Source organism: Pseudomonas sp. TE3895, assembly GCF_056278855.1.
Map to the genome: position 1 here is coordinate 554,181 of NZ_JBWBQE010000001.1, position 25,076 is coordinate 579,256.

Consider the following 25,076-nt stretch of genomic DNA (forward strand, 5'->3'; position numbering starts at 1 on the left):
GCTGCAACGTGCCGAACCTGCCAGGCCATGGTTGCCCGCCTGGGTGCATGCCTTGAGACAGGCGGGGCGGCATCAATGCCCACCTCCAAATCCAGTCATGCCAGCAAGGCTGACAACCATGGCCGCACAGGCATGGCCACGTTGCAACAAATGTGGGAGCGGCCTTGCGTCGCGATGCGCCGCGCGGGCGGCGCTCGATCTGATAGGCGCCACAAGTGCCCTGACGAACACCTTGCAGCCCTGACACATTCCCAAGCCCCAACAAAAAGCCCCGGCTCATGCGAGCCGGGGCTTTTTTATGTCGCTTGCGGCAATCAGCCGTTGAACACTTCATCCACGCTGGTCAGCGGGTAGTGCTTCGGATATGGCAGGGTAGCCACGCCGGATTCGATGGCAGCCTTGGCCACAGCATCGGAAACGACGGTGATCAAGCGTGCATCCAGCGGCTTCGGAATGATGTACTCACGGCCAAACTCCAGGCCTTCAACGCCATAGGCTTCGCAAACTTCCTTCGGCACTGGCAGCTTGGCCAGGTCTTTCAAGGCGATAGCGGCAGCGATCTTCATCTCTTCGTTGATACGCTTGGCGCGAACGTCCAGAGCACCACGGAAGATGAACGGGAAGCCCAGTACGTTGTTGACCTGGTTCGGGTAGTCGGAACGACCGGTCGCCATGATCACGTCGTTGCGAGTGGCGTGCGCCAGCTCTGGCGAGATTTCCGGGTCCGGGTTCGAGCAGGCGAACACGATCGGGTTGGCAGCCATCGACTTCAGGCCTTCTGGGCTCAGCAGGTTCGGGCCAGACAGACCTACGAACACGTCGGCACCGTCAAGGGCGTCGGCCAGAGTACGCTTGTCGGTCGCGTGGGCGAACTGCGCCTTGTACTGGTTCAGGTCGTCACGGCCAGCGTGGATCACGCCACTACGGTCGATCATGAAGATGTTCTCGACCTTCGCACCCATGCTTACCAGCAGCTTCATGCAGGAAATGGCAGCAGCGCCGGCGCCCAGGCAGACGATCTTGGCTTCTTCCAGTTTCTTGCCAGCGATTTCCAGGGCGTTGATCATGCCGGCGGCAGTCACGATGGCAGTACCGTGCTGGTCATCGTGGAACACCGGGATGTCGCACTGTTCGATCAGGGTACGTTCGATTTCAAAGCACTCAGGCGCCTTGATGTCTTCAAGGTTGATGCCACCGAAGGTGATCGAAATGCGGCGAACGGTGTCGATGAACGCTTGCGGGCTTTCCGATTCGACTTCGATGTCGAACACATCGATACCGGCGAAACGCTTGAACAGAACACCCTTGCCTTCCATGACCGGCTTGGAAGCCAGTGGGCCGAGGTCACCCAGACCGAGGATGGCAGTGCCATCGGAAATCACCGCAACCAGGTTGCCTTTGCCGGTGTATTTGTAAGCCAGCTCTGGATCACGGCCAATTTCGCGCACCGGCTCTGCAACACCTGGGCTGTAGGCCAGGGCGAGGTCACGGGCGGTGGCAGTGGGCTTGGAGAGTTCAACGCTCAGTTTCCCCGGACGAGGTTGAGCGTGATATTCGAGAGCGGCGGTTTTCAGGTCTGACATGGTGGGCATTCCGCTATTTACTGTTCTGACGGACCGCCGAGGATACGCAAAGAGCCGGGGAGCCACAAGACTGGCCGGTCACTTGTGTCAAGGCCTTTAGCCTACGACTTTACGCTACAACCCACGGGGCATACGACCAACAGTGTGTACAATCTCGTAGCGAAATGTCTACATCTTTTAACCTGAAATGCGCTCCAACATGCTTGGATCGGTCAATGGCAACACCCAACGTCGCTGCCCGGGCTTGAGGCCACCCCTGCGGGAACGATCCAGCACCCAGCCGCGCGCTTCGACCTGGCGTCCCTTGAGATTATCGAAGAAGCTGGCGGGGAAGTTGCGCTGCAGACGAGCGGGAACCTGCAGTACCAGGGTACCGCCCAGGGTAAGCCAGACCCCACCACGATTTCGCTCGATGCCTTCGATACGACCACGCACAACAGCGAAACCTGACTGCCTGACATCGCTTGCAGCCACTACGGGCGAACGCCGCCACAGGCCAACGCCAGCCTGGCGCGCTACTTGTTCGGCAAGCTGCTGGCAACCACTGAAACGCACATTAGGGGCAATGGCCACGCGGTAGCCCAAGCCCTCGCTAAGCAATTGTGCTTCCAGATTGTCGCCATTGCGGCTGTAGATGTGCGCCAGTGTGCGACCGTACTTGTCCTTACCTTCAACACCAGGCACCAGCCCGACACGATCGTCATTGGCCTTTACCAAGGCCTGCAATCGCCGCCTGGCAGCTTCGGCATAGGGCTCACTGGTACGCCCCTTGCGGCCTATTTCCGGGGCATTGATACCGATCAGCCGCACACTGCGGCCATCGACCAGACGCAAGGTGTCGCCATCAACCACCTGTCGTACCGCTACCCATTGGGGCTTATCCGGCTGTGGGCAGAACGCCAGGACCGGGAAATGCCAGATAACGCCCACAAAAAAGGCGCCCACAAGGGACGCCTTCTTCAGCAACAATGCGAAGCCCGAAGGATTCGCCCTGCGCATGATTACTTCTTGGCACCGAACATGCCGAAGCGATCGGCGAACTTCTGTACGCGACCACCGGTGTCCAGAACTTTCTGCTTACCGGTGTAGAACGGGTGGCACAGGTTGCAAACGTCGATCGACAGGACGTTGCCCAGGGTCGAACGAGTTTCGAACTTGTTACCGCAGCTGCAGGTGACTGCAACTACTTCGTAGTTCGGGTGGATACCTTCTTTCATGGTCACTTCCTCGAGCTGCGTGCCGCCACCCAACACCAATTGTTGAATACCGCACGTAATTAGGCGGCGAATAATACCAGAGCACACCGTCAGCGCAAGATGTCGCTTGCACCGACCGTCGTCTGCTAGGCTCGCCAGTCCTTGTAACGCCCTCCGAGACTTTCCGCGTGTCCGACGTCATCCTGCGCCTTGCCCTGCCCTCTCCGCTGCGGCGCCTGTTCGACTACAAGGCGCCGGCGAGCATGGCGCGCCAGACCTTGACCCCTGGCATGCGCATCCGCGTGCCCTTTGGCCGCCGCGAAATGATCGGTGTGCTGATAGAGGTGTGCACGCAGAGCGAAGTGCCCGCCGACAAACTGAAGCCGGCCACTGCCCTGCTCGACCCGGTGTCCCCCATCCCCGCGTCGCTGTTCAAGCTGTGCCTGTGGACCGCCCAGTACTACCAGCACAGCCTGGGCGATACCCTGAGCTGGGCGCTGCCCACGCTACTGCGCCAGGGCGAAGCTGCCGAAATGCGCCAGGAACGCTTCTGGCACATAGCCCCTGGCGCCCGCCTGGAGGACCCGCGCATCGCCCGCGCGCCGCGCCAGCGCGACGCCCTCAAGACCCTGGCCCAGCACCCGCACGGCGTGGCCCACAGCCTGCTGGCCAAACTCAACCTGAACAAGGACAGCCTCGACCTGCTGCTGGCCAAGGATCTGGTGCAGATCGAGACGCGCCGCCACTTGCCGGCCCTGCGCCATGAGCACTGGCTGGCACAGCCGGAACTCCCCCTCAACGAAGAGCAACGCGATGCCTTCGACGCCGTGTGCGAGGGCTTTGGCGGTTTCGGCGCGTTCTTGCTGGCCGGCGTCACCGGCAGTGGCAAGACCGAGGTCTACCTGCAACTGATCCGCGAAACCCTGGAAGCCGGCAAGCAGGCGCTGGTGCTGATCCCGGAGATCAACCTCGGCCCGCAAACCCTGGCGCGCTTCGAGCAACGCTTCAACGCGCGCATTGCCCTGCTGCACTCTGCGGTGAACGACCGCGAACGCCTGGATGCCTGGCTGGCGGCACGGGACGGCGAGGCCGATATCATCATCGGCACCCGCTCGGCATTGTTCACGCCGATGAAAAACCCCGGCCTGATCATCATCGACGAAGAGCACGACGGCTCCTATAAACAGCAGGAAGGCCTGCGGTACCACGCCCGCGACCTGGCACTGGTACGCGCTCACCAGGAGAACATCCCGATCCTGCTCGGCTCCGCCACACCGTCGCTGGAAACCCTGCATAACGCCCTGACCGGCCGCTACCGCCTGCTGCGTATGAACCAACGCGCAGGGGGGGCCCGCCCGCCGCGCATGCTGCGCCTTGATGTGAAGAGCCTGCCACTGGACAGCGGCATCAGTGGCCCGCTGCAGCAGGCTATCCGACAGACCCTGGAAGCTGGCCAACAAGTGCTGGTGTTCCTCAACCGCCGCGGCTTTGCCCCAACCTTGCTGTGCCACGATTGCGGCTGGCTGTCCGAATGCCCACGCTGCGATGCGCGCATGACCGTGCACCAGCGCTCCGGCGTGCTGCGCTGCCACCACTGTGGCTATGACGAACGCCTGCCTCACCAGTGCCCGCAATGCAACCACGTCGACCTGCGCCCGGTCGGTGCCGGTACCGAGCGCGCCGAAGAGCGCCTGAAGGTGCTGTTCCCGGATTACCCGATCCTTCGCGTGGACCGCGACAGCACGGCGCGCAAGGACGCCATGCACAACCTGTTCAGCACCATCCAGCGCGGCCAGCCAAGCATCCTCGTCGGCACCCAGATGCTCGCCAAGGGCCACCACTTCCCGCGGGTGACCCTGGTGGCCATCCTTGATGCCGATGGCGGGCTGTTTTCCGGTGATTTCCGCGCCAGCGAACGCATGGCACAACTTATCGTACAGGTGGCCGGGCGGGCCGGGCGGGCCGAAGAGCCCGGCAAGGTCATCATCCAGACCCACCTGGCCGACCACCCACTGCTGGTCCAGCTAACCGAGCAAGGCTACTTCGCCTTCGCCGAACAGGCCCTGGACGAACGCCGAGCCGCCGGGCTGCCGCCCTACTCGCATCTGGCCTTGCTGCGTGCCGAAGCACACAAGCCGGGGCAGGCCGAAGGTTTCCTCGACGAAGCCTGTGCCGCCGCCGAGCGCCTGGTGGCCGAACAGCACCTGCCGGGCATCGAACTGCTGGGCCCGGTACCGGCGCCCATGGAGCGCCGCGCCGGACGATTCCGCGCACAATTGTTGATACAGGCCAATACCCGGGCGCCGTTGCATCGACTGATCAGCGCCTGGTTGCTAGTGTTGGAACAGTTGCCGAGCGGGCGTCAGGTGCGCTGGTCGCTGGATGTCGACCCGGTAGACCTGTATTGATCTACAAGCTGCGAGTTACCAGCGGCAAGCAAGCGCCGGGCGGGTGCGATGCCGCTTTTTCTTGCCGCTTGTGGCCCCCAGCTTGCCGCCCAAAGGTTGGCAACCTGCTCCCGGCAACGGATAATGCCCAGTTTTTCCACCTGCGCATCCAGGCGCTCACCGCGCTTGCGGTCGAAAAGAGATCCCCATGAAAGACACCATTCGCCAGCTGATCCAGCAAGCCCTCACCCAACTCGTCACCGACGGTGTGCTGCCTGAAGGGCTGTCGCCGGCGATCCAGGTGGAAAACGCCCGGGACAAGACCCACGGCGACTTCGCCAGCAACATCGCCATGATGCTGGCCAAGCCGGCCGGCATGAAGCCGCGCGACCTCGCCGAAAAACTGATCAACGCCCTGCCGGCCAGCGCCGACATCAGCAAGGTGGAGATTGCAGGCCCCGGCTTCCTCAACTTCTTCCAGAACACCGACGCCCTGGCCAACCGCCTGGATGCCGCCCTGGCCGACGCCCACCTGGGTGCGCGAAAAGCCGGCCCGGCGCAAAAGGTGGTGATCGACATGTCGGCACCCAACCTGGCCAAGGAAATGCACGTCGGCCACCTGCGCTCGACCATCATCGGTGACAGCGTTGCGCGCGTGCTGGAGTTCCTGGGCGACAACGTCATCCGCCAGAACCACGTCGGCGACTGGGGTACCCAGTTCGGCATGCTGATGGCCTACCTGCAGGAAAACCCGATCACCAGCGACGAGCTGTCGGACCTGGAAAACTTCTACCGCGCGGCGAAGAAACGCTTCGATGAATCGGAAGAGTTCGCCACTCGCGCTCGCGGCCTGGTGGTCAAGCTGCAAGCCGGTGACCCCGAGTGCCTGGCCCTTTGGACACGCTTCAAGGACATCTCGCTGTCGCACTGCCAGAAGACCTACGAGCTGCTCAACGTCAAGCTGACCATGGCCGACGTGATGGGCGAAAGCGCCTACAACGACGACTTGGCCAACGTGGTGGCCGACCTCAAGGCCAAGGGCCTGCTGGTCGAAGACCAGGGCGCCCAATGCGTGTTCCTCGACGAGTTCAAGAACAGCGAAGGCGACCCCCTGCCGGTGATCGTGCAGAAGGCTGACGGCGGCTATCTGTACGCCACCACCGACCTGGCTGCCGTGCGTTACCGCAGCAACGTGTTGAAGGCTGACCGCGCACTGTACTTCGTCGACCAGCGCCAGGCGCTGCACTTCAATCAGGTGTTCGAAGTGGCCCGCCGCGCTGGCTTCGTCGGCCACCCGATGCAAATGGAGCACATGGGCTTCGGCACCATGAACGGCGCCGACGGCCGCCCGTTCAAGACCCGTGACGGCGGCACCGTGAAGCTGATCGACCTGCTCACCGAGGCCAAGGAGCGCGCCTACGCGCTGGTCAAGGAAAAAAACCCGAGCCTGGCCGACGACGAACTGCGCCACATCGGCGAGGTGGTGGGCATTGGCGCGGTGAAATACGCCGACCTGTCCAAACACCGCACCAGCGACTACAGCTTCAACTTCGAGCTGATGCTCAACTTCGAAGGCAACACCGCACCTTACCTGCTGTACGCTTACACCCGCGTAGCCGGCGTGTTCCGCAAGCTGGGCAAAGGCTTTGACGAAGTCGACGGCAAAATCGTGCTGCACGCTGCCCACGAGCAGGACTTGGCCGCGCGCCTGGCGCAGTTTGGCGAAATCCTTAACAACGTCGCCGAAAAAGGCACGCCGCACGTGCTGTGCAGCTACCTGTACGACTTGGCCGGCCTGTTCTCCAGCTTCTACGAGAACTGCCCGATCCTCGCTGCCGAAACCCCTTCGCAGCAGCAGAGCCGGCTGCGCCTGGCCGCCCTGACTGGCCGCACCCTCAAACAAGGTCTGGAACTGCTCGGCCTGGAAACCCTGGAGCGCATGTAAGTTGGCTGCCAAGAAAAAACCTGCCCCGAAACGCGGCGCCAGCCGCCAGACGGCACCGGCCAAACAGCCGATCCCCGGCTGGGTATGGCTGGCGGTCGGCCTGACCGTAGGCGCGTTCATCGTGTTCCTGATGAAGCTCGAACCCGGTGGCGATGACATCAAGCGCACCAAGCCCGAGCAGGAGAAACCGGCGAAAGCGGCCGAAGCCGGCAAGCCCGCGCAAGCTACCCCGCAACAGCCGGTGAAGCCGAAGTACGACTTCTACACCCTGCTGCCGGAGTCTGAGGTGATTGTGCCGCCGGAAGCCGTACCAGAGAAAACGCCACCGGTGCCGGCTCAGCCGGTAACCCCGGTGACACCAGCAGAAGCGGCGAAAATCGACACGGCGAGGGCGCAGGCGGCGCTGCTCGGCCAGACCCCACCACCGCCACCACCCGTGATCAAGCCGGCGGCGACCACGCAGTACTTCCTTCAGGCCGGCTCGTTCCGCAAGCAGGCCGATGCCGACAAGGTACGGGCACAGATCATCCTGCTGGGCCAGTCCGTGAAAGTGGAGTCGGGCACGGTCAAGGATGAAACCTGGTACCGCGTGCTGGTCGGGCCGTTCAGCAACCGCGAGCAGTTGACCGGCGCACAGAAGCAGCTGGCTGGGGCCGGGTTCAGCAACCTGTTGCTGCAACAGCGGCAGACCCGTCAGTAACGAAGAAGGCCTTGCCGCAGCGGTGCGACAAGGCCTTCTTTCTTTATATGGACAGCATTGCCCGTGAAGGGGCCTTAAGCAGCCCCGGTACCGTCAGCCACGCCCCGCATTCCTTTCGGACACCTGGCTGTTCAACGTCCAGAAGTCATACAGCACCCCCACCAGGAACAACCCGCCGGTAAAGAAGTAGATGATCGCGGTGATCCACTTGCCCTGATACAGCCGGTGCAGGCCAAACACCCCCAGGAAGGTCAGCAGGATCCAGGCGATGTTGTAGTCGATACGCCCGGACTGAAACCTCAGGTCGGCTTCACGGTCCATGGACGGGATCAGGAACAGGTCGATCAACCAGCCAATGCCCAGCAAGCCCAAGGTGAAGAACCAGATGGTCCCGGTAATCGGCTTGCCGTAATAGAAACGATGGGAGCCGGTGAAGCCGAAAATCCACAGCAGGTAGCCAATGGTTTTGCTGTGGGTGTCGTGAAAGGGCACCCCCTGTTGATAACTGTTCATTCATAGCCCCCGTGGGTTATCCGAAAATTTTCTAAGAAAAAATGTGACTTTCTCGTCGCAAGCCGACATACGGCACCTGGGCAATCGACCAACGGATCAATAACTGATCAAAAAGCTGTTATAAAGTTGCGCGCCCAACACATAACTATTCATAAGAGCTTCATCTATGCCGCCTTTGATCAAGACATGGCTGACCCTCTGCCTATTATTGCCCCTGGCCGCCCACGCCACCAATCGTGAGCAACGTCTTCCCAATGGTTTCACCGGCTACACGACCAACGCCTCGGTAAAACGCGCACCAGTCAAACAGACCGCGCTACGCGCCCGCCCAAGCAATGCTGCCAGCAGCCGCGGTGCGAATGTCGCCGCCATGTCGCCTAAGCAAAGCAGCGATGTGCTGAGCCGTGCGGTAAATGTGCTCGGTACTCCTTATGTTTGGGGCGGCAGCAGCCCGAAAAAAGGCTTTGACTGCAGCGGGCTGGTCAAATACGCCTTCAACGACGTCGCCGACGTCGACCTGCCGCGCACCTCCAATGCCATGGCCCAGGGCCACGGGGTGAAGGTGGCCAAGGGTGATCTGAAGCCTGGCGACCTGATCTTCTTCAACATCAAGAGCCGTCGGGTCAATCACGTAGCCATCTACCTGGGTAACGACCGCTTCATCCACGCTCCACGCCGTGGCAAGCGGGTGAGTATCGACACCTTGAGCAAGCCTTACTGGCAGAAGCACTACGTGGTGGCCAAGCGGGTACTGCCGAAGGAACAGCAGCAGCTGAACCTGGCCAAGCGCTAACAGGTCCGGCCTCTTCGCGGGCAAGCCCGCTCCCACAGACAGCACAGCCTTTAAAACCTGTGCCGCACCTGTGGGAGCGGGTTTACCCGCGAAAAAGCCCTGACAGGCACTAGAGATCACCGATCAAACCCTTCTCCCTCAGCCTCCGCAACGCCCCCTCCATCGTCCGCATCCCCTCCGCCGCCCCGCCCTGCATCACCGAAAACAACTGCGCCAAGCGCCCCTCCCGAACCAGGTTACGCACCGCCGGCGTCGCCACCAGCACTTCCCGCGCCGCCACCCGCCCGCCCCCCACGCGCCTGACCAGCACCTGCGCGACCACCAGGCGCAGCGACTCGGCCAGCATCGCCCGCACCAACGGCTTTTCCTCGGCAGCAAAAACCTCCACCAACCTGTCGATGCTGCTGGTCGCCGAACGCGCATGCACGGTTGCCAGCACCAGGTGCCCGGTTTCGGCCGCGCGCAGGGCCAGACGAATGGTTTCCAGGTCGCGCAACTCGCCGATCATGATCACGTCCGGGTCCTGGCGCAGCGCACTGCGCAGCCCCTGAGCAAAGCCGCGACTATGGCGCCCCATCTCACGCTGGTTGACCAGGCTGCGCTGGCTGGCATGGATGACCTCGACAGGGTCTTCCAGGGTAATGATGTGCAGCGCCCGCTCGCGGTTCAGCTGGTCGAGCAGCGTTGCCAGGGTACTGGACTTGCCACTGCCGGTCGGCCCGCCCACGAGGATCAAGCCATCCCGGCATTGCGCAACAGCTTGAAACACATCCGCAAGGTCCAGCTCACTCACCGTCGCAATGCGCCCCGGAATCAACCGAAAGGTAACCGCCGGGCCATTCAACTGGCGAAACAGGTTCAGCCGAAAGCGCCCAAGCGCCGGCAACTCCAGCGCAAGGTCCATTTCATCGCCTTGGGCCCACTGCCGGCGCTGATCGTCATCCAGCACGCTCGCCATGCCCTCGATCAAGGCACCCTGGCTCAAGGGCGGCAAGCCCATACGCTGCAACTCGCCATCCAGGCGCAGCATCGGAATCTGGCCCGTCGCCAGGTGCAGGTCTGAAGCCCCCGCATCCACAGCTCGGGCCAACAGCTCGGTCACATCCATGAGACTCCCCAAAGGCCTTCAAGCAGGTAGAATGCCGCAGACCCTACAGCTGCCGGCATCGATCCATGTCCACCCTAGCAGACAACCTTTCCGCGATTTCCGCCCGTATCGCCAGTGCTGCCCAGGCAGTCGGGCGTGATCCGGCCAGCGTCCAGTTGCTGGCCGTGAGCAAGACCAAGCCCGCCAGCGCTATCCGCGAGATCCATGCCGCCGGTGTGCGCGACTTCGGGGAGAATTACCTACAGGAAGCACTGACAAAGCAGCAGGCCCTCAGCGACTTGCCCTTGATCTGGCACTTCATCGGCCCCATTCAGTCGAACAAGACCAAAGCCATCGCCGAGCATTTCGACTGGGTGCATTCCGTGGACCGCCTGAAAATTGCCCAACGCCTGTCGGAACAGCGCCCCGCCGGGTTGGCGCCGCTGAACATCTGCCTGCAGGTAAACGTCAGCGGCGAAGACAGTAAATCCGGCTGCACCCCGGCCGACCTACCCGCGTTGGCCAAAGCCGTAGCCGCACTGCCCAACCTGCGCCTGCGCGGGCTGATGGCAATCCCGGAACCCACTGAAGACCGCGCCACCCAAGAGGCCGCCTTCGCCAGCCTGCGCAAGTTGCAGGAAGGCCTGGGGTTTGGCCTGGACACCCTGTCCATGGGCATGAGCCACGACCTGGAAGCGGCTATCGCCCAGGGCGCGACGTGGGTACGGATTGGCACGGCCCTGTTCGGAGCCCGCGACTACGGCAACACCTGATTCCATGCTTCACTCACTCTTTTCCACAAGGACCTGACATGAGCAAGACACGTATTGCCTTTATCGGCGCCGGCAACATGGCCGCCAGCCTGATCGGTGGTCTGCGTGCCCAGGGCCTGGACGCCTCGCAGATCCGCGCCAGCGACCCGGGCGCCGAGACCCGCAGTCGCATCCAGGCCGAGCACGGCATTGAAGCCTTCGAGGACAACGCCCAGGCCATCGATGGCGCTGACGTCATCGTGCTGGCGGTCAAGCCACAAGTCATGAAAACCGTATGTCAGGCACTGCAACCCAACCTGCAGGATGGCCAGCTGATCGTTTCCATCGCCGCCGGCATCACGTGCGCCAGCCTGCAAAGCTGGGTGGGCGCTCGCCCGGTGGTGCGCTGCATGCCCAACACTCCGGCATTGCTGCGCCAAGGCGTGAGCGGCCTGTACGCTACCGCTGAAGTGTCCGGCGAACAGCGTCAGCAGGCCGAACAACTGCTGTCGGCCGTGGGCACCGCCCTGTGGCTGGAGCAGGAACAGCAACTGGACGCCGTGACAGCTGTGTCCGGCAGTGGCCCGGCGTACTTCTTCCTGCTGATCGAGGCCATGACCGCGGCAGGCGAAAAACTCGGCCTGCCACGCGAAACGGCCTCCCAACTGACCTTGCAGACGGCCCTGGGCGCCGCGCGCATGGCAGTTGCAAGCGACGTCGATGCCGCTGAACTGCGCCGCCGCGTCACTTCGCCCGCCGGCACAACAGAAGCGGCGATCAAGTCGTTCCAGGCCAGCGGCTTCGAAGCCATCGTCGAGCAGGCGCTGCAGGCTGCAGCCACGCGCTCTGCCGAGCTGGCCGAACAACTGGGCAAATAAGGAGCTTTAGATGAATGCACTGTCAGGCGCCGCGATTTTCGTGGTGCAAACCCTGGTCAGCCTTTACCTGGTAATCGTCCTGCTGCGCTTCGTGCTGCAACTGGTCAAGGCCAACTTCTACAACCCGCTGTGCCAGTTCGCCGTTCGTGCCACCCAACCGCTGCTCAAGCCGATCCGCCGGATCATCCCTAGCGTTGGCGGGCTGGATACCTCGTCGCTACTGCTGGCGGTGGTCATCCAGGCCTTGCTGATGGGCTTTGTGCTGATGGTCACCTACGGTACCTTCGGCGACGTCCTGCACCTGCTGATGTGGGCGATCATCGGCATCACCTCGCTGTTCCTGAAGATTTTCTGGGTGGCGATGATCGTCATGGTGATCGTTTCCTGGGTTGCACCCAACAGCCACAACCCGGCGGCCGAACTGGCCTATCAGATCAGCGAGCCAGTGCTGGCGCCGTTCCGCCGCCTGGTGCCAAACCTGGGCGGCATGGACATCTCGCCGATCTTCGCCTTCCTGGCGATCCAGGTGATCCAGTCGTTTGTCATGCCTCCGCTGGCCGCCTACGCGGGCATGCCTCAAGAGCTGTGGCGAATGATCTGAGGCTCGCCAGAGCCAGCGTGCCCCCAGTCGCAAGCCTTTGCTTGCCGCTGGGGGTAGCGCTCTTTAGACTTACGCCTCCGTCAAGCGTGAGCAGGGTCGATGTCAACTGTCTTTCCCGAAGATTCCGTCGGTCTGGTAGTACCGCAAACCGCCCGGTTCGATGAACCGCTGGCACTGGCCTGTGGCCGTTCACTGGCCAGTTACGAACTGGTCTACGAGACCTATGGCACCCTGAACGCCAGCGCGAGCAATGCCGTGCTGATCTGCCATGCCCTGTCCGGCCACCACCATGCCGCTGGCTACCATGCCGCCACCGACCGCAAGCCGGGCTGGTGGGACAGCTGCATCGGCCCGGGTAAACCGATCGATACCAACCGCTTCTTCGTGGTCAGCCTGAACAACCTCGGCGGCTGCAACGGCAGCACCGGCCCCAGCAGTGTCAACCCGGCCACCGGTAAACCGTATGGCGCCGAGTTCCCGGTATTGACCGTGGAAGACTGGGTGCACAGCCAGGCACGGCTGGCCGACCGCCTGGGCATCCAGCAGTGGGCAGCTATCGTCGGCGGTAGCCTGGGTGGCATGCAGGCGCTGCAATGGACGATGACCTACCCCGAGCGCGTACGCCACTGCGTCGACATTGCCTCGGCACCCAAGCTGTCGGCGCAGAACATCGCCTTCAACGAGGTGGCGCGTCAGGCCATTCTTACCGACCCTGAGTTCCATGGAGGCTCGTTCCAGGACCAGGGCGTGATCCCCAAGCGCGGCCTGATGCTGGCACGCATGGTCGGCCACATTACCTATCTGTCCGATGATTCGATGGGTGAAAAATTCGGCCGAGAGCTGAAAAGCGACAAGCTCAACTACGACTTCCACAGCGTCGAGTTCCAGGTCGAAAGCTACCTGCGCTATCAGGGCGAGGAGTTTTCCGGCCGTTTCGACGCCAACACCTATCTTCTGATGACCAAGGCACTGGACTATTTCGACCCGGCCGCCACGCACGGTGGTGATCTGGCCGCCACCCTGGCCCACGTCAAGGCAGACTACTGCATCATGTCGTTCACCACCGACTGGCGCTTCTCTCCGGCCCGTTCGCGCGAGATCGTCGACGCGCTGATGGCCGCGCGCAAGAACGTCTGCTACCTGGAGATCGATTCGCCCTACGGGCACGATGCCTTCCTGATCCCCACACCTCGCTACATGCAGGGTTTCTCGAACTACATGAACCGCATTGCCATCTGAGGACAGCATGAGAGCCGATCTGGAAATCATCCACGACTGGATCCCCGCCGGCAGCCGGGTACTCGACCTGGGCTGCGGTAGCGGCGAACTGCTGGCCTCGCTGCGTGACCGCAAACAGGTCACCGGCTACGGCCTGGAAATCGACGCCGACAATATCGCCGCCTGCGTGGCCAAAGGCGTCAACGTCATCGAACAAGACCTGGACAAAGGCCTGGGCAACTTCGCCAGCAACAGCTTCGACGTGGTGATCATGACCCAAGCCCTGCAGGCCGTGGAATACCCCGACCGCATCCTCGACGAAATGCTGCGAGTGGGCCGTCAGTGCATCATCACCTTCCCAAACTTCGGCCACTGGCGCTGCCGCTGGTACCTGGCGACCAAAGGCCGCATGCCGGTATCGGACTTCATGCCGTATACCTGGTACAACACGCCGAACATCCACTTCTGCACCTTCGCCGACTTCGAAGAACTTGTGCACGAACGCCGAGCCAAGGTACTGGACCGCCTGGCGGTCGACCACTTGCACCGCAATGGGTGGGGTGGCCGGCTATGGCCTAATCTTCTAGGTGAGATCGGCATCTACCGCGTCAGCAGTCCGGGCCTGCAAGAGCATCAGCTCGCGGTCTGACGCCCACCGGAGGAATCGCACCATGCGTCGCCTAGCCCTGTTCCTGATCAGCCTGTGCCTGGCCCTGCCAGTACTGGCTGCCGATGCCGCACGCCCCGAGCGCAAGGAGGTATTTGGCGACGTGACGGTGCACTACAGCGCATTCACCTCGAGCATGCTCACACCCGAGGTGGCCGCGGCCACCGGCCTGGTTCGCAGCAAGAACCAGGGCGTGCTCAACATTACCGTACTCAAGGCCAGCAAACCTGCCACGGCGGTGATCAGCGGCACGGTCAAGGACCTGACCGGGCGCAGCAGCCCGCTGTCGTTCAAGCAGATTACCGAACAGGGCGCGGTGTACTACATCGCCCAGTTCAAGATCGACCAGCCAGAAACCGTCACCTTCGACCTGAACATCGAAACCGGCGGCATCAGCAACTCTCTCAGCTTCAACCAGGAAGTGTTCCCAGGCGAATGATGAATTTCCAGCAACTCGTATTGGCCAGCCACAATGCCGGCAAACTGAAGGAACTCCAGGCCATGCTCGGCCATTCCGTGCAACTGCACTCGATTGGTGAGTTCAGCCAGGTGGAGCCGGAAGAAACCGGCCTGTCGTTCGTCGAGAACGCCATCCTCAAGGCGCGCAACGCCGCCCGCATTTCCGGCCTGCCGGCCCTGGCCGATGACTCTGGCCTGGCAGTGGACTTCCTCGGCGGCGCGCCGGGCATCTACTCGGCGCGCTATGCCGACGGCAAAGGTGACGCGGCAAACAACGCCAAGCTGCTCGAAGCCTTGAAAGACGTGCCTGAAGCTGAGCGCAGTGCACAGTTCGTCTGCGTTCTGGCGCTGGTGCGCCACGCCGACGACCCATTGCCGATCCTGTGCGAAGGCCTGTGGCACGGGCGCATCCTGTTCGAGGCCAGCGGCGAGCAGGGCTTTGGCTACGACCCGCTGTTCTGGGTACCGGAGCGCAACTGCTCCAGCGCCGATCTAGCCCCAGCAGACAAGAACCAGCTCAGCCACCGCGCCCGTGCCATGGCCCTGCTGCGCAAACGTCTGGGCCTGGCATGATCGAAATGCTGTCGCCCCCCGGCGCGGCAGGCCTTAGCAGCCTGCCGCCGCTGGCGCTGTACATCCACATTCCGTGGTGCGTACGCAAATGCCCTTATTGCGACTTCAACTCCCACGCAGCCGGGCCTGAACTACCGGAAGATGCCTACGTCACAGCCCTGCTCGACGACCTCGACCAGGAACTGGCTGCCGTACAAGGTCGCCCGATCAGCTCGATCTTCTTCGGTGGCGGTACGCCAAGCCTGTTCAGTGCCAACGCCCTTGGCCGGCTACTGCGTGGCATAGAGCAACGTATTCCGTTCGCGCCAGACATCGAGATCACCCTCGAAGCCAACCCGGGCACCTTCGAGCAGGACAAGTTCAAGGCCTACCGGCAGACCGGTATCAACCGTCTTTCGATCGGCGTGCAGAGCTTCCAGCCAGCCAAGCTGGAGGCACTGGGGCGCATCCATAATGGCGACGAAGCGGTGCGGGCCGCCGACATGGCGCGCGCGGCCGGTTTCGACAATTTCAACATGGACCTGATGCACGGCCTGCCCGACCAGTCGCTGGACGACGCGCTGGGTGACCTGCGCCAGGCCATCGATCTGGGGCCGACACACCTGTCGTGGTATCAGCTGACCGTGGAGCCGAACACGGTGTTCTGGAACCAGCCGCCAGAGCTGCCCGAAGACGACATCCTCTGGGATATTCAGGAAGCCGGCCAAGCGCTGATGGCCGAGCACGGCTACCGCCAGTACGAGGTATCGGCCTACGCCCAGGCAGGCCGCGCCGCCCGCCACAACCTCAACTACTGGCGCTTCGGTGACTTCATCGGCATTGGCGCTGGCGCTCACGGCAAGCTCACCTTTGCCGACGGGCGCATCCTGCGTACCTGGAAGACCCGCCTGCCCAAGGATTACCTGAACCTGGCCAAGCCGTTCAAGGCCGGCGAGAAGCTGCTGCCAGTCGATGAACTGCCGTTCGAGTTCCTGATGAACGCCCTGCGCCTGACCGATGGCGTGGAAGCCGAACTGTTCACCCAACGCACCGGCTTGCCACTGTCACAGCTGCAGGAAGCACGCCGTGCAGCCGAACAAAAGGGCCTTTTGCAGGTCGAACCGGATCGACTGGTAGCCACGCCGAGGGGCCAGTTGTTCCTCAATGACCTGCTGCAGTATTTCTTGACCTAAGGATGACCCATGGATCTGGTACTTGATCTGCTCGCGACGGTTTCCCGCTGGAGCCGCAGCAACCTGTCGGAGATTTCACTGGCCTTGGTAGGCTGCCTGCTGGTGCTGTTCGGCACCGATGTCAAAGCCTGGGCCGAGCAGCGCCTGGGCGGCCTCGCGGGCGCCCTGCGCGTGCCGTTCATGGCGCTGATGGTCATGATCGGCAGCGGTGCTGCGCTGATCTATGCCACACCGTGGGTGGTGAAGGGGCTCAGCCAGTTCAACAACTATGCGTTGGCGCCTGTGTTGCTGGTGGTGCTGGTATTGATTGGCGTGGTGGCGGATCGCCGAGGCTGATCGAATGGCCCCTGGGTCAACTATCTTGCTCAACATTTGAAAGACCTGCGCGGCCGCCTGTAGGAGCGGGTTTACCCGCGAAGAGGCCGGCCCTGCTGGCCAATTTCCACCTGCCGTTCACCGTTGCCGCCGCCACCGTATTCGCGGGTAAAACTGCTCCTACACAGATTGGTGGTGGACACACCTCGGGGGTTGGACACAGCCCACTGTAGGAGCGGGTTTACCCGCGAAAGGGCCGGCCCTGCTGGCCAATTTCCACCCGCCGTTCACCGTTGCCGCCGCCACCGTATTCGCGGGTAAACCCGCTCCTACACAGATTGGTGGTGGACACACCTCGGGGGTTGGACACAGGCCGCCGTAGGAGCGGGTTTACCCGCGAAAGGGCCGGCCCTGCTGGCCAATTTCCACCCGCCACTCACCGTCGCAGCCGCCCGCGAACACCGGCAAAGCCGGTGCCATCCACCGCGTTGTTCTCTTCGCGGGCATGCCCTGAGGTGTTGTGTATTACCGAAAAAAAACCGCCCTTCTCAAGGCGGTTTTTTTCGCCTGCATTCCTGCAAGCATCGGCACATCGAGAAGCCGTATCAGCCGCTCAATCGACCTTCTCGAACTTCAAGTCCCACACCCCGTGCCCCAGCCGCTCACCGCGGCGTTCGAACTTGGTGATCGGGCGCTCTTCGGGGCGCGGCACATAGGTGCCGTCTGCCGCACGGTTGCGATAGCCAGGAGCTGCGCTCATCACTTCCAGCATGTACTCGGCATACGGCTCCCAATCGGTGGCCATGTGGAACACACCACCAGGCTTGAGCTTGCGACGTACCAGCTCGGCGAACTCCAGCTGGACGATGCGGCGCTTGTGGTGACGCGCCTTGTGCCATGGGTCTGGGAAGAACAGCATCAGGCGATCAAGGCTGTTATCCGCCACGCAGCGGTTCAGCACTTCGATAGCATCGCAGTCATACACCCGCAGGTTTTTCAGCCCCTGGGTCAGCACGCCATTGAGCAGCGCGCCAACACCCGGGCGGTGCACTTCCACACCAATGAAATCCTGCTCAGGTGCGGCAGCGGCCATTTCCAGCAGGGAATGGCCCATGCCGAAGCCGATCTCCAAGGTGCGCGGGGCCGAACGGCCGAACACCTGGTCGTAGTCCACCGGGCTGTCAGCCAGTGGCAGGATGTACAGCGGGCCGCCTTGATCCAGACCGCGTTGCTGGCCTTCGGTCATGCGCCCGGCACGCATCACGAAGCTCTTGATGCGGCGGTGTGGGCGGGCTTCGCCGTCGGGGGTGATCGGCGTATCGTGCGATTCAGTCATCAGTTGCTCTTACTTGATCAGACCATCCAGCGGCGAAGAGGCGCTGGCATAGAGTTTCTTCGGCATACGGCCGGCCAGGTAGGCCATGCGACCCGCGACAATGGCGTGTTTCATGGCCTCAGCCATCAGCACCGGCTGCTGGGCGTGGGCGATGGCCGAGTTCATCAGCACTGCCTCACAGCCCATTTCCATGGCGATGGTGGCGTCGGATGCGGTACCCACGCCAGCATCGACCAGCACCGGCACCTTGGATTCTTCCAGGATGATCTGCAGGTTGTAGGGGTTGCAGATACCCAGGCCGGTGCCAATCAGGCCAGCCAACGGCATGACAGCAATACAGCCGACTTCGGCCAGCTGACGGGCGATGATCGGGTCGTCGCTGGTGTAGACCATGACATCGAAACCTTCCTTGACCAGCACTTCGGCGGCCTTGAGGGTTTCGATCACGTTGGGGAACAGGGTTTTCTGGTCGGCCAGCACTTCCAGCTTCACCAGCGTCCGGGACTCGTGCGATTTGCGCCCATCGAGCAGTTCGCGGGCCAGACGGCAAGTGCGTACCGCTTCCACCGCGTCAAAGCAGCCTGCAGTGTTCGGCAGGATGGTGTACTTGTCGGGCGACAGTACATCGAGCAGGTTCGGCTCGCCCGCGTTCTGGCCAAGGTTGGTGCGGCGCACAGCGACAGTGACGATTTCGGCACCCGAGGCCTCGGTGGCCAGGCGGGTTTCTTCCATGTCACGGTACTTGCCGGTACCGACCAGCAGGCGCGACTGGAAAGTACGCCCGGCCAGGGTGAAGGGCTTGTCGCTACGAACGTTGCTCATCGTTGTTCCTCGGGAAAAGGTTGCAGGGCTTGCTTGTGAACCGCCGGGCTGCTGTCAGCCGCCACCGATGGCGTGGACCACTTCGACCTGGTCGCCGTCATTCAGCAGCGTGCTGTCGTGCTGGCTACGCGGCACGATATCCAGGTTCAGTTCCACTGCAACACGGCGCCCGGTCAGTTCCAGGCGCGCCAGCAGGGCTGCAACGCTTTCGCCGGCAGGCAGTTCGTAAGGTTCACCGTTCAATTTAATGCGCATGCGCACGGCCACCATTGTTCTTTGGGGCCAGCATTCTAGCGCCGAACCGCCCTGCAACCCAAGGGCGGTGCGCGCCATTAGTCGTGATTGTGGACCACTCGGTCAGCCCAGCCGCCAGGCTGCCAGGCCCAGGCACAGCCAGCCGACAAGGAAGCACAAGCCACCAATCGGGGTGATGATGCCAAGCTTGCCAAGGCCACTGAGGGTCAGCAGGTACAGGCTGCCGGAGAACAGCACGATGCCCAACGCAAACAGGCCGCCAGCCCACCCGACCAGGCGCCCGGGCAGGTGCGCCGAGAGCGCCGCAACGCCGAAGATCGCCAAGGCATGGACCAGTTGGTAAGTCACGCCGGTATGGAAGATCGCCAGGTAGTCAGCCGTCAGCCGGTTTTTCAGGCCATGAGCGGCGAAGGCGCCCAGGGCGACACCGGTAAAGCCAAAAAAGGCGGCAAGCATCAGGAAGCTGCGAAGCATGGGACGACTCCTTGTATCGGGTCTGTATAATGGCCCCTTCCACCCTTAGGGCCAAGCCATCGACATGCTGTCAACGCTTATCCGTCGCCTCTCCCGCGCCCTGCTCTGGTTCGTTGCCGGCAGCATCGTGCTGGTGCTGGTGTTCCGCTGGGTACCACCGCCCGGCACGGCGCTGATGGTCGAGCGCAAGGTACAGTCTTGGGTGAATGGTGAACCGATCGACCTGCAGCGCGACTGGGAGCCATGGGAGAACATCTCCGATGAGCTCAAGGTTGCAGTCATTGCTGGCGAGGACCAGAAGTTCGCCAACCACTGGGGCTTCGACCTCCCGGCCATTCAGGCGGCGTTGGCCCACAACGAGCGCGGTGGCAACATTCGCGGCGCCAGCACCCTGACCCAACAAGTGGCCAAGAACCTGTTTCTGTGGTCAGGCCGCAGCTGGTTTCGCAAGGGGCTGGAGGCCTGGTTCACCGCACTGATTGAGCTGTTCTGGTCGAAGGAGCGGATTCTCGAGGTCTATTTGAACAGCGCCGAGTGGGGCAAGGGCGTGTTTGGTGCCCAGGCGGCGGCGCGTTATCACTTTGGTGTCGACGCCAGCCGGCTCAGCCGCCAGCAGGCGGCGCAGCTGGCTGCGGTGCTGCCTAGCCCCATCAAATGGAGTGCCAGCCGGCCGAGTGCCTACGTGGCCAGCCGGGCCGGCTGGATTCGCCGGCAGATGAGCCAGCTGGGCGGGCCCAGCTACCTGATGCAGCTGGACTCATCCAGAAAGCTTTGAATGCAGGCCCGGCCCTTTCGCGGGTAAACCCGCTCCTACGGGCAACCGCATCCCCAGCCTCCTCGCGGGTAAACCCGCTCCTACGGGCAACCGCATCCCCAGCCTCCTCGCGGGCAAACCCGCGCCTACAGGCAACCGCATCCCCTGTAGGAGCGGGTTTACCCGCGAAGAGGCCGGCAAAGCCAGCACAAACAAAAAAGCCGCTCACCCCATAGGGCCAGCGGCTTTTCTTTACAACCCAGACTCGATCAGGCAGCGATCAGTGCCTTGACCTTGTTCATCGCATTCTTCTCCAGCTGGCGAATACGCTCAGCCGATACGCTGTACTTGTCTGCCAGTTCATGCAGCGTGGCCTTCTCTTCCGCCAGCCAACGCTGATAGAGAATGTCGCGGCTACGCTCGTCCAGACCCTGCAGCGCTTCGTGCAGGTTGCTGGTGGAATTGTCACTCCAGTCGGCATCCTCCAACTGCACCGCCGGATCGTAACGGTGGTCTTCCAGGTAATGCGCAGGCGACTGGAAGGCGCTGTCGTCGTCAGCTTCCGCTGCCGGATCGAAGGCCATGTCCTGGCCGCTGAGGCGGCTTTCCATCTCGCGCACTTCGCGCGGCTCGACGCCAAGGCTTTCCGCCACGCGATGCACTTCGTCGTTGTTCAGCCACGCCAGGCGCTTCTTCTGGCTACGCAGGTTGAAGAACAGCTTGCGCTGAGCCTTGGTGGTAGCCACTTTGACGATGCGCCAGTTGCGCAGAATGAACTCGTGGATCTCTGCCTTGATCCAGTGCACAGCGAACGACACCAGGCGCACGCCCATTTCAGGGTTGAAGCGCTTGACGGCTTTCATCAGGCCGACATTGCCTTCCTGGATCAGGTCAGCCTGGGCCAACCCGTAGCCGGCATAACTACGGGCGATATGTACGACGAAACGCAGGTGGGCCATCACCATCTGACGAGCGGCCTCGACATCCTGCTCATAATAGAGACGCTCGCCCAGATCACGCTCCTGCTCGACCGTCAGCAGCGGGATGCTGTTGACCGTGTGCACATAGGCTTCCAGGTTTGCACCGGGTACCAGGGCATAGGCAGGTTGCAACGATGTGGTCATTCAAGAACCTCCGACTTACAAAACTCGCACCTTGTGGGCGCTGCCAACATTGACCTGGAACGACGGTACAAGTTCCGCAGTGAAGAAAATGTCAATGCTGGCACGTAAAAACTATCGCGGCGCCAGCTCGTTCAAGTGGCGGGCGACTGCAATCCATGCACCGATATACCCCAACAACACTGCTCCGATCAAGAGCGACAGACCATCGGAAGCCGGAACGCCGCCCAGGGCGAAGTCACTGCCATACAGCCCGGAAAGCCCTACCACCGCCTCGTTCAGCCAGTTCAGGCCAAACGCCAGGATACCCCACGCCAGCAGGCCTGCGCCCAGGCCATACAGGGCGCCCATGTACAGGAACGGCCGGCGCACGTAGGCGTCGGTGCCGCCGACCAGCTTGATCACTTCGATCTCGATACGACGGTTTTCAATGTGTAGACGAATTGTGTTACCGATTACTAACAGCAGGGCAGAAATCAGCATCACGGCCAGGCCGAAGACGAAGCGGTCACCCAGCTTGAGGATGGCTGCCAGGCGCTCGACCCAGACCAGGTCCAGTTGCGCCACGTCCACCCGCGGCAGCTCCGCCAGGCGCTGACGCAAGGCGTCCAGGGCCGGCTTGTCGACCTCGGTCGGGGTTACCACCACCACACCCGGCAGTGGGTTGTCTGGCAGTTCGCGCAAGGCCTCGCCCAGTCCGGACTGCTGCTGGAACTCCTCCAGGGCCTGCTCGCGGCTGACATACTGGGCGTCCGCCACGCCAGGCATGCCCTTGATCTCGTCGCGCAGCGCTTCGCCATCGCGGCTGCCGGCATCAAGCTTGAGGTACAGCGAAATCTGCGCAGCGCGCTGCCACGAACCGCCCAGCTGCTCGACGTTCTTCAGCAACAAGGACAGGCCCATCGGCATGCTCAGCGCCACTGCCATGACCAGGCAAGTGAAGAAGCTGCCGATCGGCTGCTTGCCCAGGCGGCGCAGGCTGTCGGCCAAGCTGGCACGGTGGCTTTCCAGCCAGGCATGCAGCAGGGTGCGGAAGTCCGGGCCATCATCGTCTTCACCGCGCTTTTTCTTCGCAGGTTGCGGATCGGCCGGTTTCGGTGCGACCCGCTCGGAAACCTTCGGCGTGCGTGTAGTGTTCATTGCCCGGCCTCCCCATCGCCGATCAAGCGGCCGCGTTGCAAGGTCAGCATGCGGTGGCGCATGCGCGCGATCAGTGCCAGGTCGTGGCTGGCGATCAATACCGTCGTGCCCAGGCGGTTGATGTCCTCGAACACGCCCATGATCTCTGCAGCCAGGCGCGGGTCGAGGTTACCGGTGGGTTCGTCGGCCAGCAGCAGAGCCGGCTGGTGAACAATGGCGCGGGCGATACCCACCCGCTGTTGCTGCCCGGTGGAAAGGTCGGCCGGGAACAGCTCGCCCTTGTCGGACAGCGACACGCGCTCCAGCGCCGAGTCCACGCGCTTGGCGATCTCGACCTTGGACAGGCCGAGAATCTGCAGCGGCAAGGCAATGTTGTTGAAAACGGTGCGGTCGAACAACAACTGGTGGTTCTGGAACACCACGCCGATTTGCCGGCGCAGGAATGGGATTTGCGCATTGCTGATCTGGCCCAGGTCCTGCCCTGCCAGCATCAGCTTGCCGCTGGTCGGGCGCTCCATGGCCAGCAACAGGCGCAGCAGGGTGCTCTTGCCTGCGCCCGAGTGGCCGGTGACGAACAGGAATTCGCCCCGGCGCGCCCGGAAACTCAGCTCATGCAACCCCACATGACCGTTGGGATAGCGCTTGGCAACCTGCTCGAATCGGATCATGGTCAATCTCGCTCGGCGAACAGAGCCTTGACGAACGGCTCGGCTTCGAAGGTACGCAGGTCGTCGATGCCTTCACCGACGCCGATGAAACGGATCGGGATGTTGAACTGCTTGGCCAGGGCGAAGATCACCCCGCCCTTGGCAGTGCCGTCCAGCTTGGTCAGGGCCAGGCCGGTCAGCTCGACGCTCTGGTTGAAGTACTTGGCCTGACTGATGGCGTTCTGGCCGGTGCCGGCGTCAAGCACCAGCAGCACCTCGTGCGGCGCCTCAACGTCGAGCTTGCCGATGACCCGGCGGACCTTCTTCAGCTCTTCCATCAGGTTGTCTTTGGTGTGCAGGCGGCCGGCAGTGTCGGCGATCAGCACGTCGACGCCACGGGCCTTGGCGGCCTGCACGGCATCGAAGATGACCGAAGCAGAGTCGGCACCCGTGTGCTGGGCGATCACCGGAATCTGGTTACGCTCGCCCCACACCTGCAACTGCTCGACCGCGGCGGCGCGGAAGGTATCACCGGCAGCCAGCATGACCTTCTTGCCTTCCAGTTGCAGCTTTTTCGCCAGCTTGCCAATGGTGGTGGTCTTGCCGGCGCCGTTCACGCCAACCACAAGGATCACATAGGGTTTGTTCTGGGCCTGTACGTTCAGTGGCTGCTCGACCGGGCGCAGCAGCGCAGCCAGTTCTTCCTGCAACGATTTGTACAGGGCATCGGCATCGGCCAACTGCTTGCGCGCGACCTTCTGAGTCAGGTTCTGGACAATGGCCGAGGTAGCCTCCACACCCACGTCGGCAGTCAGCAGGCGCGTCTCGATTTCGTCGAGCAGGTCGTCGTCGATGACCTTCTTGCCGAGGAACAGGCTGGCCATGCCCTCGCCGATGCTGGCACTGGTCTTGGACAGGCCTTGCTTGAGGCGCGCGAAGAAGCCGGGCTTGGCCTGTTCGACGGGTGCAGCAACAGGGGCGGGTGCCGCGCGTTCCGGGATTGCGGGCGGTGCCTTCGGCTCCAGGTCCGGCACCAGGGCCACGGGCTCTTCGGCAACCGGTAGCACCAGGTTGCTGACCGGCGCTGCGGCCTCGACAGGGGCAGACTCCACAGGGGCCGCCTGCAAGGGCATGGACGCAACCGGCTGCGGTGCAGGTGCCACCAGCGGCTGGGATGCGACCGGCTCTGGCTCAGGCGCCTGCAACGGCTGCGACGCAACCGGTTCAGGGACGGGGGCCTCGACTACCGGGGGCCGGGGGGGTGCGGCGACCGGCTGCGACTCAGCCAGCTGTGGGGCAGCAGGGGCCTGAACGGGTTCGGGGGCCTGTGGCGCTTCGGCGGCAGATCCCTCGACCGGAGCGGCTGCAGACTGCTCGACAACGGGGGGCTCATGCGCGGGCACGCCCGCTCCCGCAGGTGGCTGCGGCTTCTTGCGAAACCAGCTGAACAGGCCTTTCTTCTCACCAGCCTCGGCCGGCGCTTTTTTGTCGTCGTTGGAACCAAACATGGAAGACGGCTATCTCAGGGTAGCGATAGGCCAGCTATGGCCAATCGGGAATTCTCTCTACGCAGAACAGACTATCTTGAAGCCGGCTGGTTCATGCGCAACGTTTTGACTTAGTGTCCTGTGGGCCAGAACGGCGACAGGCATGGTCGCCAGGCAACCGGATCAGTATCCTAGCACCTC

General features: G+C 62.7%; 26 protein-coding genes and 1 pseudogene. 14 read left to right on the forward strand and 13 right to left on the reverse strand.

Features of this window, described 5'->3' with window-relative positions; all coding sequences use genetic code 11:
* Positions 1-314 precede the first annotated feature (314 nt).
* The 3 genes from ACZ889_RS02395 to rpmE all read right to left on the reverse strand — a co-directional run bounded on the left by ACZ889_RS02395 (position 315) and on the right by rpmE (position 2,800).
* Positions 315-1,583 carry a malic enzyme-like NAD(P)-binding protein gene (locus ACZ889_RS02395; protein WP_004575488.1) on the reverse strand — a complete coding sequence of 423 codons (1,269 nt, stop codon included), beginning with the start codon at positions 1,581-1,583 and terminating at the stop codon, positions 315-317.
* A gap of 177 nt (positions 1,584-1,760) precedes the next feature.
* On the reverse strand, positions 1,761-2,582 hold the full coding sequence (locus ACZ889_RS02400) for a thermonuclease family protein (RefSeq protein WP_004575487.1): 822 nt from the start codon (positions 2,580-2,582) through the stop codon (positions 1,761-1,763).
* A 2-nt stretch (positions 2,583-2,584) separates the two neighbouring features.
* Entirely contained in the window at positions 2,585-2,800 is a 216-nt protein-coding gene (gene rpmE / locus ACZ889_RS02405; protein WP_003249127.1) for a 50S ribosomal protein L31, read from the reverse strand.
* Between the two features lie 167 nt (positions 2,801-2,967).
* Between rpmE and ACZ889_RS02410 the strand changes: the two genes are divergently transcribed.
* The 3 genes from ACZ889_RS02410 (at position 2,968) to ACZ889_RS02420 (ending at position 7,811) form a co-directional block, all read left to right on the forward strand.
* Positions 2,968-5,187, forward strand: coding sequence for a primosomal protein N' (locus tag ACZ889_RS02410; protein ID WP_004575486.1), 2,220 nt, complete (start codon positions 2,968-2,970; stop codon positions 5,185-5,187).
* 187 nt (positions 5,188-5,374) lie between these two features.
* A complete protein-coding gene (argS, locus tag ACZ889_RS02415) occupies positions 5,375-7,111 on the forward strand; it encodes an arginine--tRNA ligase (RefSeq protein WP_003249124.1) in 1,737 nt (578 codons plus the stop codon).
* A 1-nt stretch (position 7,112) separates the two neighbouring features.
* Complete coding sequence (locus tag ACZ889_RS02420) at positions 7,113-7,811, forward strand: SPOR domain-containing protein (protein ID WP_014859104.1); 699 nt, start codon at positions 7,113-7,115, stop codon at positions 7,809-7,811.
* A 93-nt stretch (positions 7,812-7,904) separates the two neighbouring features.
* Here the strand turns inward: ACZ889_RS02420 and ACZ889_RS02425 are convergent, their stop codons facing one another.
* On the reverse strand, positions 7,905-8,324 hold the full coding sequence (locus ACZ889_RS02425; RefSeq protein ID WP_010955634.1) for an NINE protein: 420 nt from the start codon (positions 8,322-8,324) through the stop codon (positions 7,905-7,907).
* A 166-nt stretch (positions 8,325-8,490) separates the two neighbouring features.
* Between ACZ889_RS02425 and ACZ889_RS02430 the strand changes: the two genes are divergently transcribed.
* Positions 8,491-9,117: a C40 family peptidase gene (locus ACZ889_RS02430; RefSeq protein ID WP_180689129.1), complete on the forward strand. Its 627-nt coding sequence runs from the start codon at positions 8,491-8,493 to the stop codon at positions 9,115-9,117.
* Between the two features lie 109 nt (positions 9,118-9,226).
* Here ACZ889_RS02430 and ACZ889_RS02435 read toward each other — a convergent pair whose 3' ends face one another.
* Complete coding sequence (locus ACZ889_RS02435; protein WP_180689128.1) at positions 9,227-10,225, reverse strand: type IV pilus twitching motility protein PilT; 999 nt, start codon at positions 10,223-10,225, stop codon at positions 9,227-9,229.
* Positions 10,226-10,290: 65 nt separating this feature from the next.
* On the opposite strand from ACZ889_RS02435, the gene ACZ889_RS02440 reads away from it, so the two are divergent.
* From ACZ889_RS02440 to ACZ889_RS02480, 9 genes are all read left to right on the forward strand, one after another.
* The gene (locus ACZ889_RS02440) at positions 10,291-10,977 is read left to right on the forward strand and encodes a YggS family pyridoxal phosphate-dependent enzyme (protein WP_004575484.1); all 687 of its coding nucleotides are present in this window, start codon (positions 10,291-10,293) and stop codon (positions 10,975-10,977) included.
* A gap of 38 nt (positions 10,978-11,015) precedes the next feature.
* A complete protein-coding gene (proC, locus tag ACZ889_RS02445; RefSeq protein WP_004575483.1) occupies positions 11,016-11,834 on the forward strand; it encodes a pyrroline-5-carboxylate reductase in 819 nt (272 codons plus the stop codon).
* Positions 11,835-11,844: 10 nt separating this feature from the next.
* Entirely contained in the window at positions 11,845-12,435 is a 591-nt protein-coding gene (locus ACZ889_RS02450) for a YggT family protein (protein ID WP_012053960.1), read from the forward strand.
* 99 nt (positions 12,436-12,534) lie between these two features.
* Positions 12,535-13,674: a homoserine O-succinyltransferase MetX gene (gene metX, locus ACZ889_RS02455; RefSeq protein ID WP_003249108.1), complete on the forward strand. Its 1,140-nt coding sequence runs from the start codon at positions 12,535-12,537 to the stop codon at positions 13,672-13,674.
* 7 nt (positions 13,675-13,681) lie between these two features.
* Entirely contained in the window at positions 13,682-14,302 is a 621-nt protein-coding gene (metW, locus tag ACZ889_RS02460; protein WP_003249106.1) for a methionine biosynthesis protein MetW, read from the forward strand.
* Between the two features lie 22 nt (positions 14,303-14,324).
* On the forward strand, positions 14,325-14,759 hold the full coding sequence (locus tag ACZ889_RS02465; protein WP_064613754.1) for a DUF4426 domain-containing protein: 435 nt from the start codon (positions 14,325-14,327) through the stop codon (positions 14,757-14,759).
* Positions 14,756-15,352: an RdgB/HAM1 family non-canonical purine NTP pyrophosphatase gene (rdgB, locus tag ACZ889_RS02470; RefSeq protein ID WP_003249101.1), complete on the forward strand. Its 597-nt coding sequence runs from the start codon at positions 14,756-14,758 to the stop codon at positions 15,350-15,352. Before ACZ889_RS02465 ends, rdgB begins: the two co-directional genes overlap by 4 nt.
* Complete coding sequence (gene hemW / locus ACZ889_RS02475; RefSeq protein WP_180689126.1) at positions 15,349-16,524, forward strand: radical SAM family heme chaperone HemW; 1,176 nt, start codon at positions 15,349-15,351, stop codon at positions 16,522-16,524. The genes rdgB and hemW overlap by 4 nt, the downstream gene beginning before the upstream one ends.
* A 9-nt stretch (positions 16,525-16,533) precedes the next feature.
* Entirely contained in the window at positions 16,534-16,860 is a 327-nt protein-coding gene (locus ACZ889_RS02480; protein ID WP_003249095.1) for a DUF3392 domain-containing protein, read from the forward strand.
* 592 nt (positions 16,861-17,452) lie between these two features.
* Here ACZ889_RS02480 and trmB read toward each other — a convergent pair.
* From trmB to ACZ889_RS02500, 4 genes are all read right to left on the reverse strand, one after another.
* Entirely contained in the window at positions 17,453-18,175 is a 723-nt protein-coding gene (trmB, locus tag ACZ889_RS02485) for a tRNA (guanosine(46)-N7)-methyltransferase TrmB (protein ID WP_004575478.1), read from the reverse strand.
* Positions 18,176-18,184: 9 nt separating this feature from the next.
* Positions 18,185-18,997 (reverse strand): thiazole synthase, encoded by an 813-nt coding sequence (locus ACZ889_RS02490; RefSeq protein ID WP_003249091.1) that lies wholly within the window; start codon positions 18,995-18,997, stop codon positions 18,185-18,187.
* Positions 18,998-19,051: 54 nt separating this feature from the next.
* Positions 19,052-19,252 (reverse strand): sulfur carrier protein ThiS, encoded by a 201-nt coding sequence (gene thiS, locus ACZ889_RS02495; protein WP_003249090.1) that lies wholly within the window; start codon positions 19,250-19,252, stop codon positions 19,052-19,054.
* A gap of 102 nt (positions 19,253-19,354) precedes the next feature.
* A complete protein-coding gene (locus ACZ889_RS02500) occupies positions 19,355-19,726 on the reverse strand; it encodes a DUF423 domain-containing protein (protein ID WP_476257153.1) in 372 nt (123 codons plus the stop codon).
* A gap of 29 nt (positions 19,727-19,755) precedes the next feature.
* On the opposite strand from ACZ889_RS02500, the pseudogene mtgA reads away from it, so the two are divergent.
* Positions 19,756-20,501, forward strand: a pseudogene (mtgA, locus tag ACZ889_RS02505) (monofunctional biosynthetic peptidoglycan transglycosylase).
* A gap of 248 nt (positions 20,502-20,749) precedes the next feature.
* Here mtgA and rpoH read toward each other — a convergent pair.
* From rpoH to ftsY, 4 genes are all read right to left on the reverse strand, one after another.
* Positions 20,750-21,604, reverse strand: coding sequence for an RNA polymerase sigma factor RpoH (gene rpoH / locus ACZ889_RS02510; protein WP_003249083.1), 855 nt, complete (start codon positions 21,602-21,604; stop codon positions 20,750-20,752).
* A 111-nt stretch (positions 21,605-21,715) separates the two neighbouring features.
* Positions 21,716-22,741 carry a permease-like cell division protein FtsX gene (gene ftsX / locus ACZ889_RS02515; RefSeq protein ID WP_003249081.1) on the reverse strand — a complete coding sequence of 342 codons (1,026 nt, stop codon included), beginning with the start codon at positions 22,739-22,741 and terminating at the stop codon, positions 21,716-21,718.
* On the reverse strand, positions 22,738-23,409 hold the full coding sequence (gene ftsE / locus ACZ889_RS02520; RefSeq protein WP_003249079.1) for a cell division ATP-binding protein FtsE: 672 nt from the start codon (positions 23,407-23,409) through the stop codon (positions 22,738-22,740). Before ftsE ends, ftsX begins: the two co-directional genes overlap by 4 nt.
* Before the next feature lie 2 nt (positions 23,410-23,411).
* Positions 23,412-24,896 carry a signal recognition particle-docking protein FtsY gene (gene ftsY / locus ACZ889_RS02525; RefSeq protein WP_476257154.1) on the reverse strand — a complete coding sequence of 495 codons (1,485 nt, stop codon included), beginning with the start codon at positions 24,894-24,896 and terminating at the stop codon, positions 23,412-23,414.
* Positions 24,897-25,076: the final 180 nt, after the last annotated feature.

What these genes read in the sequence shown, in the direction of transcription:
- ACZ889_RS02395 (WP_004575488.1), bottom strand. Translation starts at nt 1,583, where the DNA reads ATGTCAGACCTGAAAACCGCCGCTCTCGAATATCACGCTCAACCTCGT.
- ACZ889_RS02400 (WP_004575487.1), bottom strand. Translation starts at nt 2,582, where the DNA reads ATGCGCAGGGCGAATCCTTCGGGCTTCGCATTGTTGCTGAAGAAGGCG.
- rpmE (WP_003249127.1), bottom strand. Translation starts at nt 2,800, where the DNA reads ATGAAAGAAGGTATCCACCCGAACTACGAAGTAGTTGCAGTCACCTGC.
- argS (WP_003249124.1), top strand. Translation starts at nt 5,375, where the DNA reads ATGAAAGACACCATTCGCCAGCTGATCCAGCAAGCCCTCACCCAACTC.
- ACZ889_RS02425 (WP_010955634.1), bottom strand. Translation starts at nt 8,324, where the DNA reads ATGAACAGTTATCAACAGGGGGTGCCCTTTCACGACACCCACAGCAAA.
- ACZ889_RS02430 (WP_180689129.1), top strand. Translation starts at nt 8,491, where the DNA reads ATGCCGCCTTTGATCAAGACATGGCTGACCCTCTGCCTATTATTGCCC.
- ACZ889_RS02435 (WP_180689128.1), bottom strand. Translation starts at nt 10,225, where the DNA reads ATGGATGTGACCGAGCTGTTGGCCCGAGCTGTGGATGCGGGGGCTTCA.
- ACZ889_RS02440 (WP_004575484.1), top strand. Translation starts at nt 10,291, where the DNA reads ATGTCCACCCTAGCAGACAACCTTTCCGCGATTTCCGCCCGTATCGCC.
- proC (WP_004575483.1), top strand. Translation starts at nt 11,016, where the DNA reads ATGAGCAAGACACGTATTGCCTTTATCGGCGCCGGCAACATGGCCGCC.
- ACZ889_RS02450 (WP_012053960.1), top strand. Translation starts at nt 11,845, where the DNA reads ATGAATGCACTGTCAGGCGCCGCGATTTTCGTGGTGCAAACCCTGGTC.
- metX (WP_003249108.1), top strand. Translation starts at nt 12,535, where the DNA reads ATGTCAACTGTCTTTCCCGAAGATTCCGTCGGTCTGGTAGTACCGCAA.
- metW (WP_003249106.1), top strand. Translation starts at nt 13,682, where the DNA reads ATGAGAGCCGATCTGGAAATCATCCACGACTGGATCCCCGCCGGCAGC.
- ACZ889_RS02465 (WP_064613754.1), top strand. Translation starts at nt 14,325, where the DNA reads ATGCGTCGCCTAGCCCTGTTCCTGATCAGCCTGTGCCTGGCCCTGCCA.
- rdgB (WP_003249101.1), top strand. Translation starts at nt 14,756, where the DNA reads ATGATGAATTTCCAGCAACTCGTATTGGCCAGCCACAATGCCGGCAAA.
- hemW (WP_180689126.1), top strand. Translation starts at nt 15,349, where the DNA reads ATGATCGAAATGCTGTCGCCCCCCGGCGCGGCAGGCCTTAGCAGCCTG.
- ACZ889_RS02480 (WP_003249095.1), top strand. Translation starts at nt 16,534, where the DNA reads ATGGATCTGGTACTTGATCTGCTCGCGACGGTTTCCCGCTGGAGCCGC.
- trmB (WP_004575478.1), bottom strand. Translation starts at nt 18,175, where the DNA reads ATGACTGAATCGCACGATACGCCGATCACCCCCGACGGCGAAGCCCGC.
- ACZ889_RS02490 (WP_003249091.1), bottom strand. Translation starts at nt 18,997, where the DNA reads ATGAGCAACGTTCGTAGCGACAAGCCCTTCACCCTGGCCGGGCGTACT.
- thiS (WP_003249090.1), bottom strand. Translation starts at nt 19,252, where the DNA reads ATGCGCATTAAATTGAACGGTGAACCTTACGAACTGCCTGCCGGCGAA.
- ACZ889_RS02500 (WP_476257153.1), bottom strand. Translation starts at nt 19,726, where the DNA reads ATGCTTCGCAGCTTCCTGATGCTTGCCGCCTTTTTTGGCTTTACCGGT.
- rpoH (WP_003249083.1), bottom strand. Translation starts at nt 21,604, where the DNA reads ATGACCACATCGTTGCAACCTGCCTATGCCCTGGTACCCGGTGCAAAC.
- ftsX (WP_003249081.1), bottom strand. Translation starts at nt 22,741, where the DNA reads ATGAACACTACACGCACGCCGAAGGTTTCCGAGCGGGTCGCACCGAAA.
- ftsE (WP_003249079.1), bottom strand. Translation starts at nt 23,409, where the DNA reads ATGATCCGATTCGAGCAGGTTGCCAAGCGCTATCCCAACGGTCATGTG.
- ftsY (WP_476257154.1), bottom strand. Translation starts at nt 24,896, where the DNA reads ATGTTTGGTTCCAACGACGACAAAAAAGCGCCGGCCGAGGCTGGTGAG.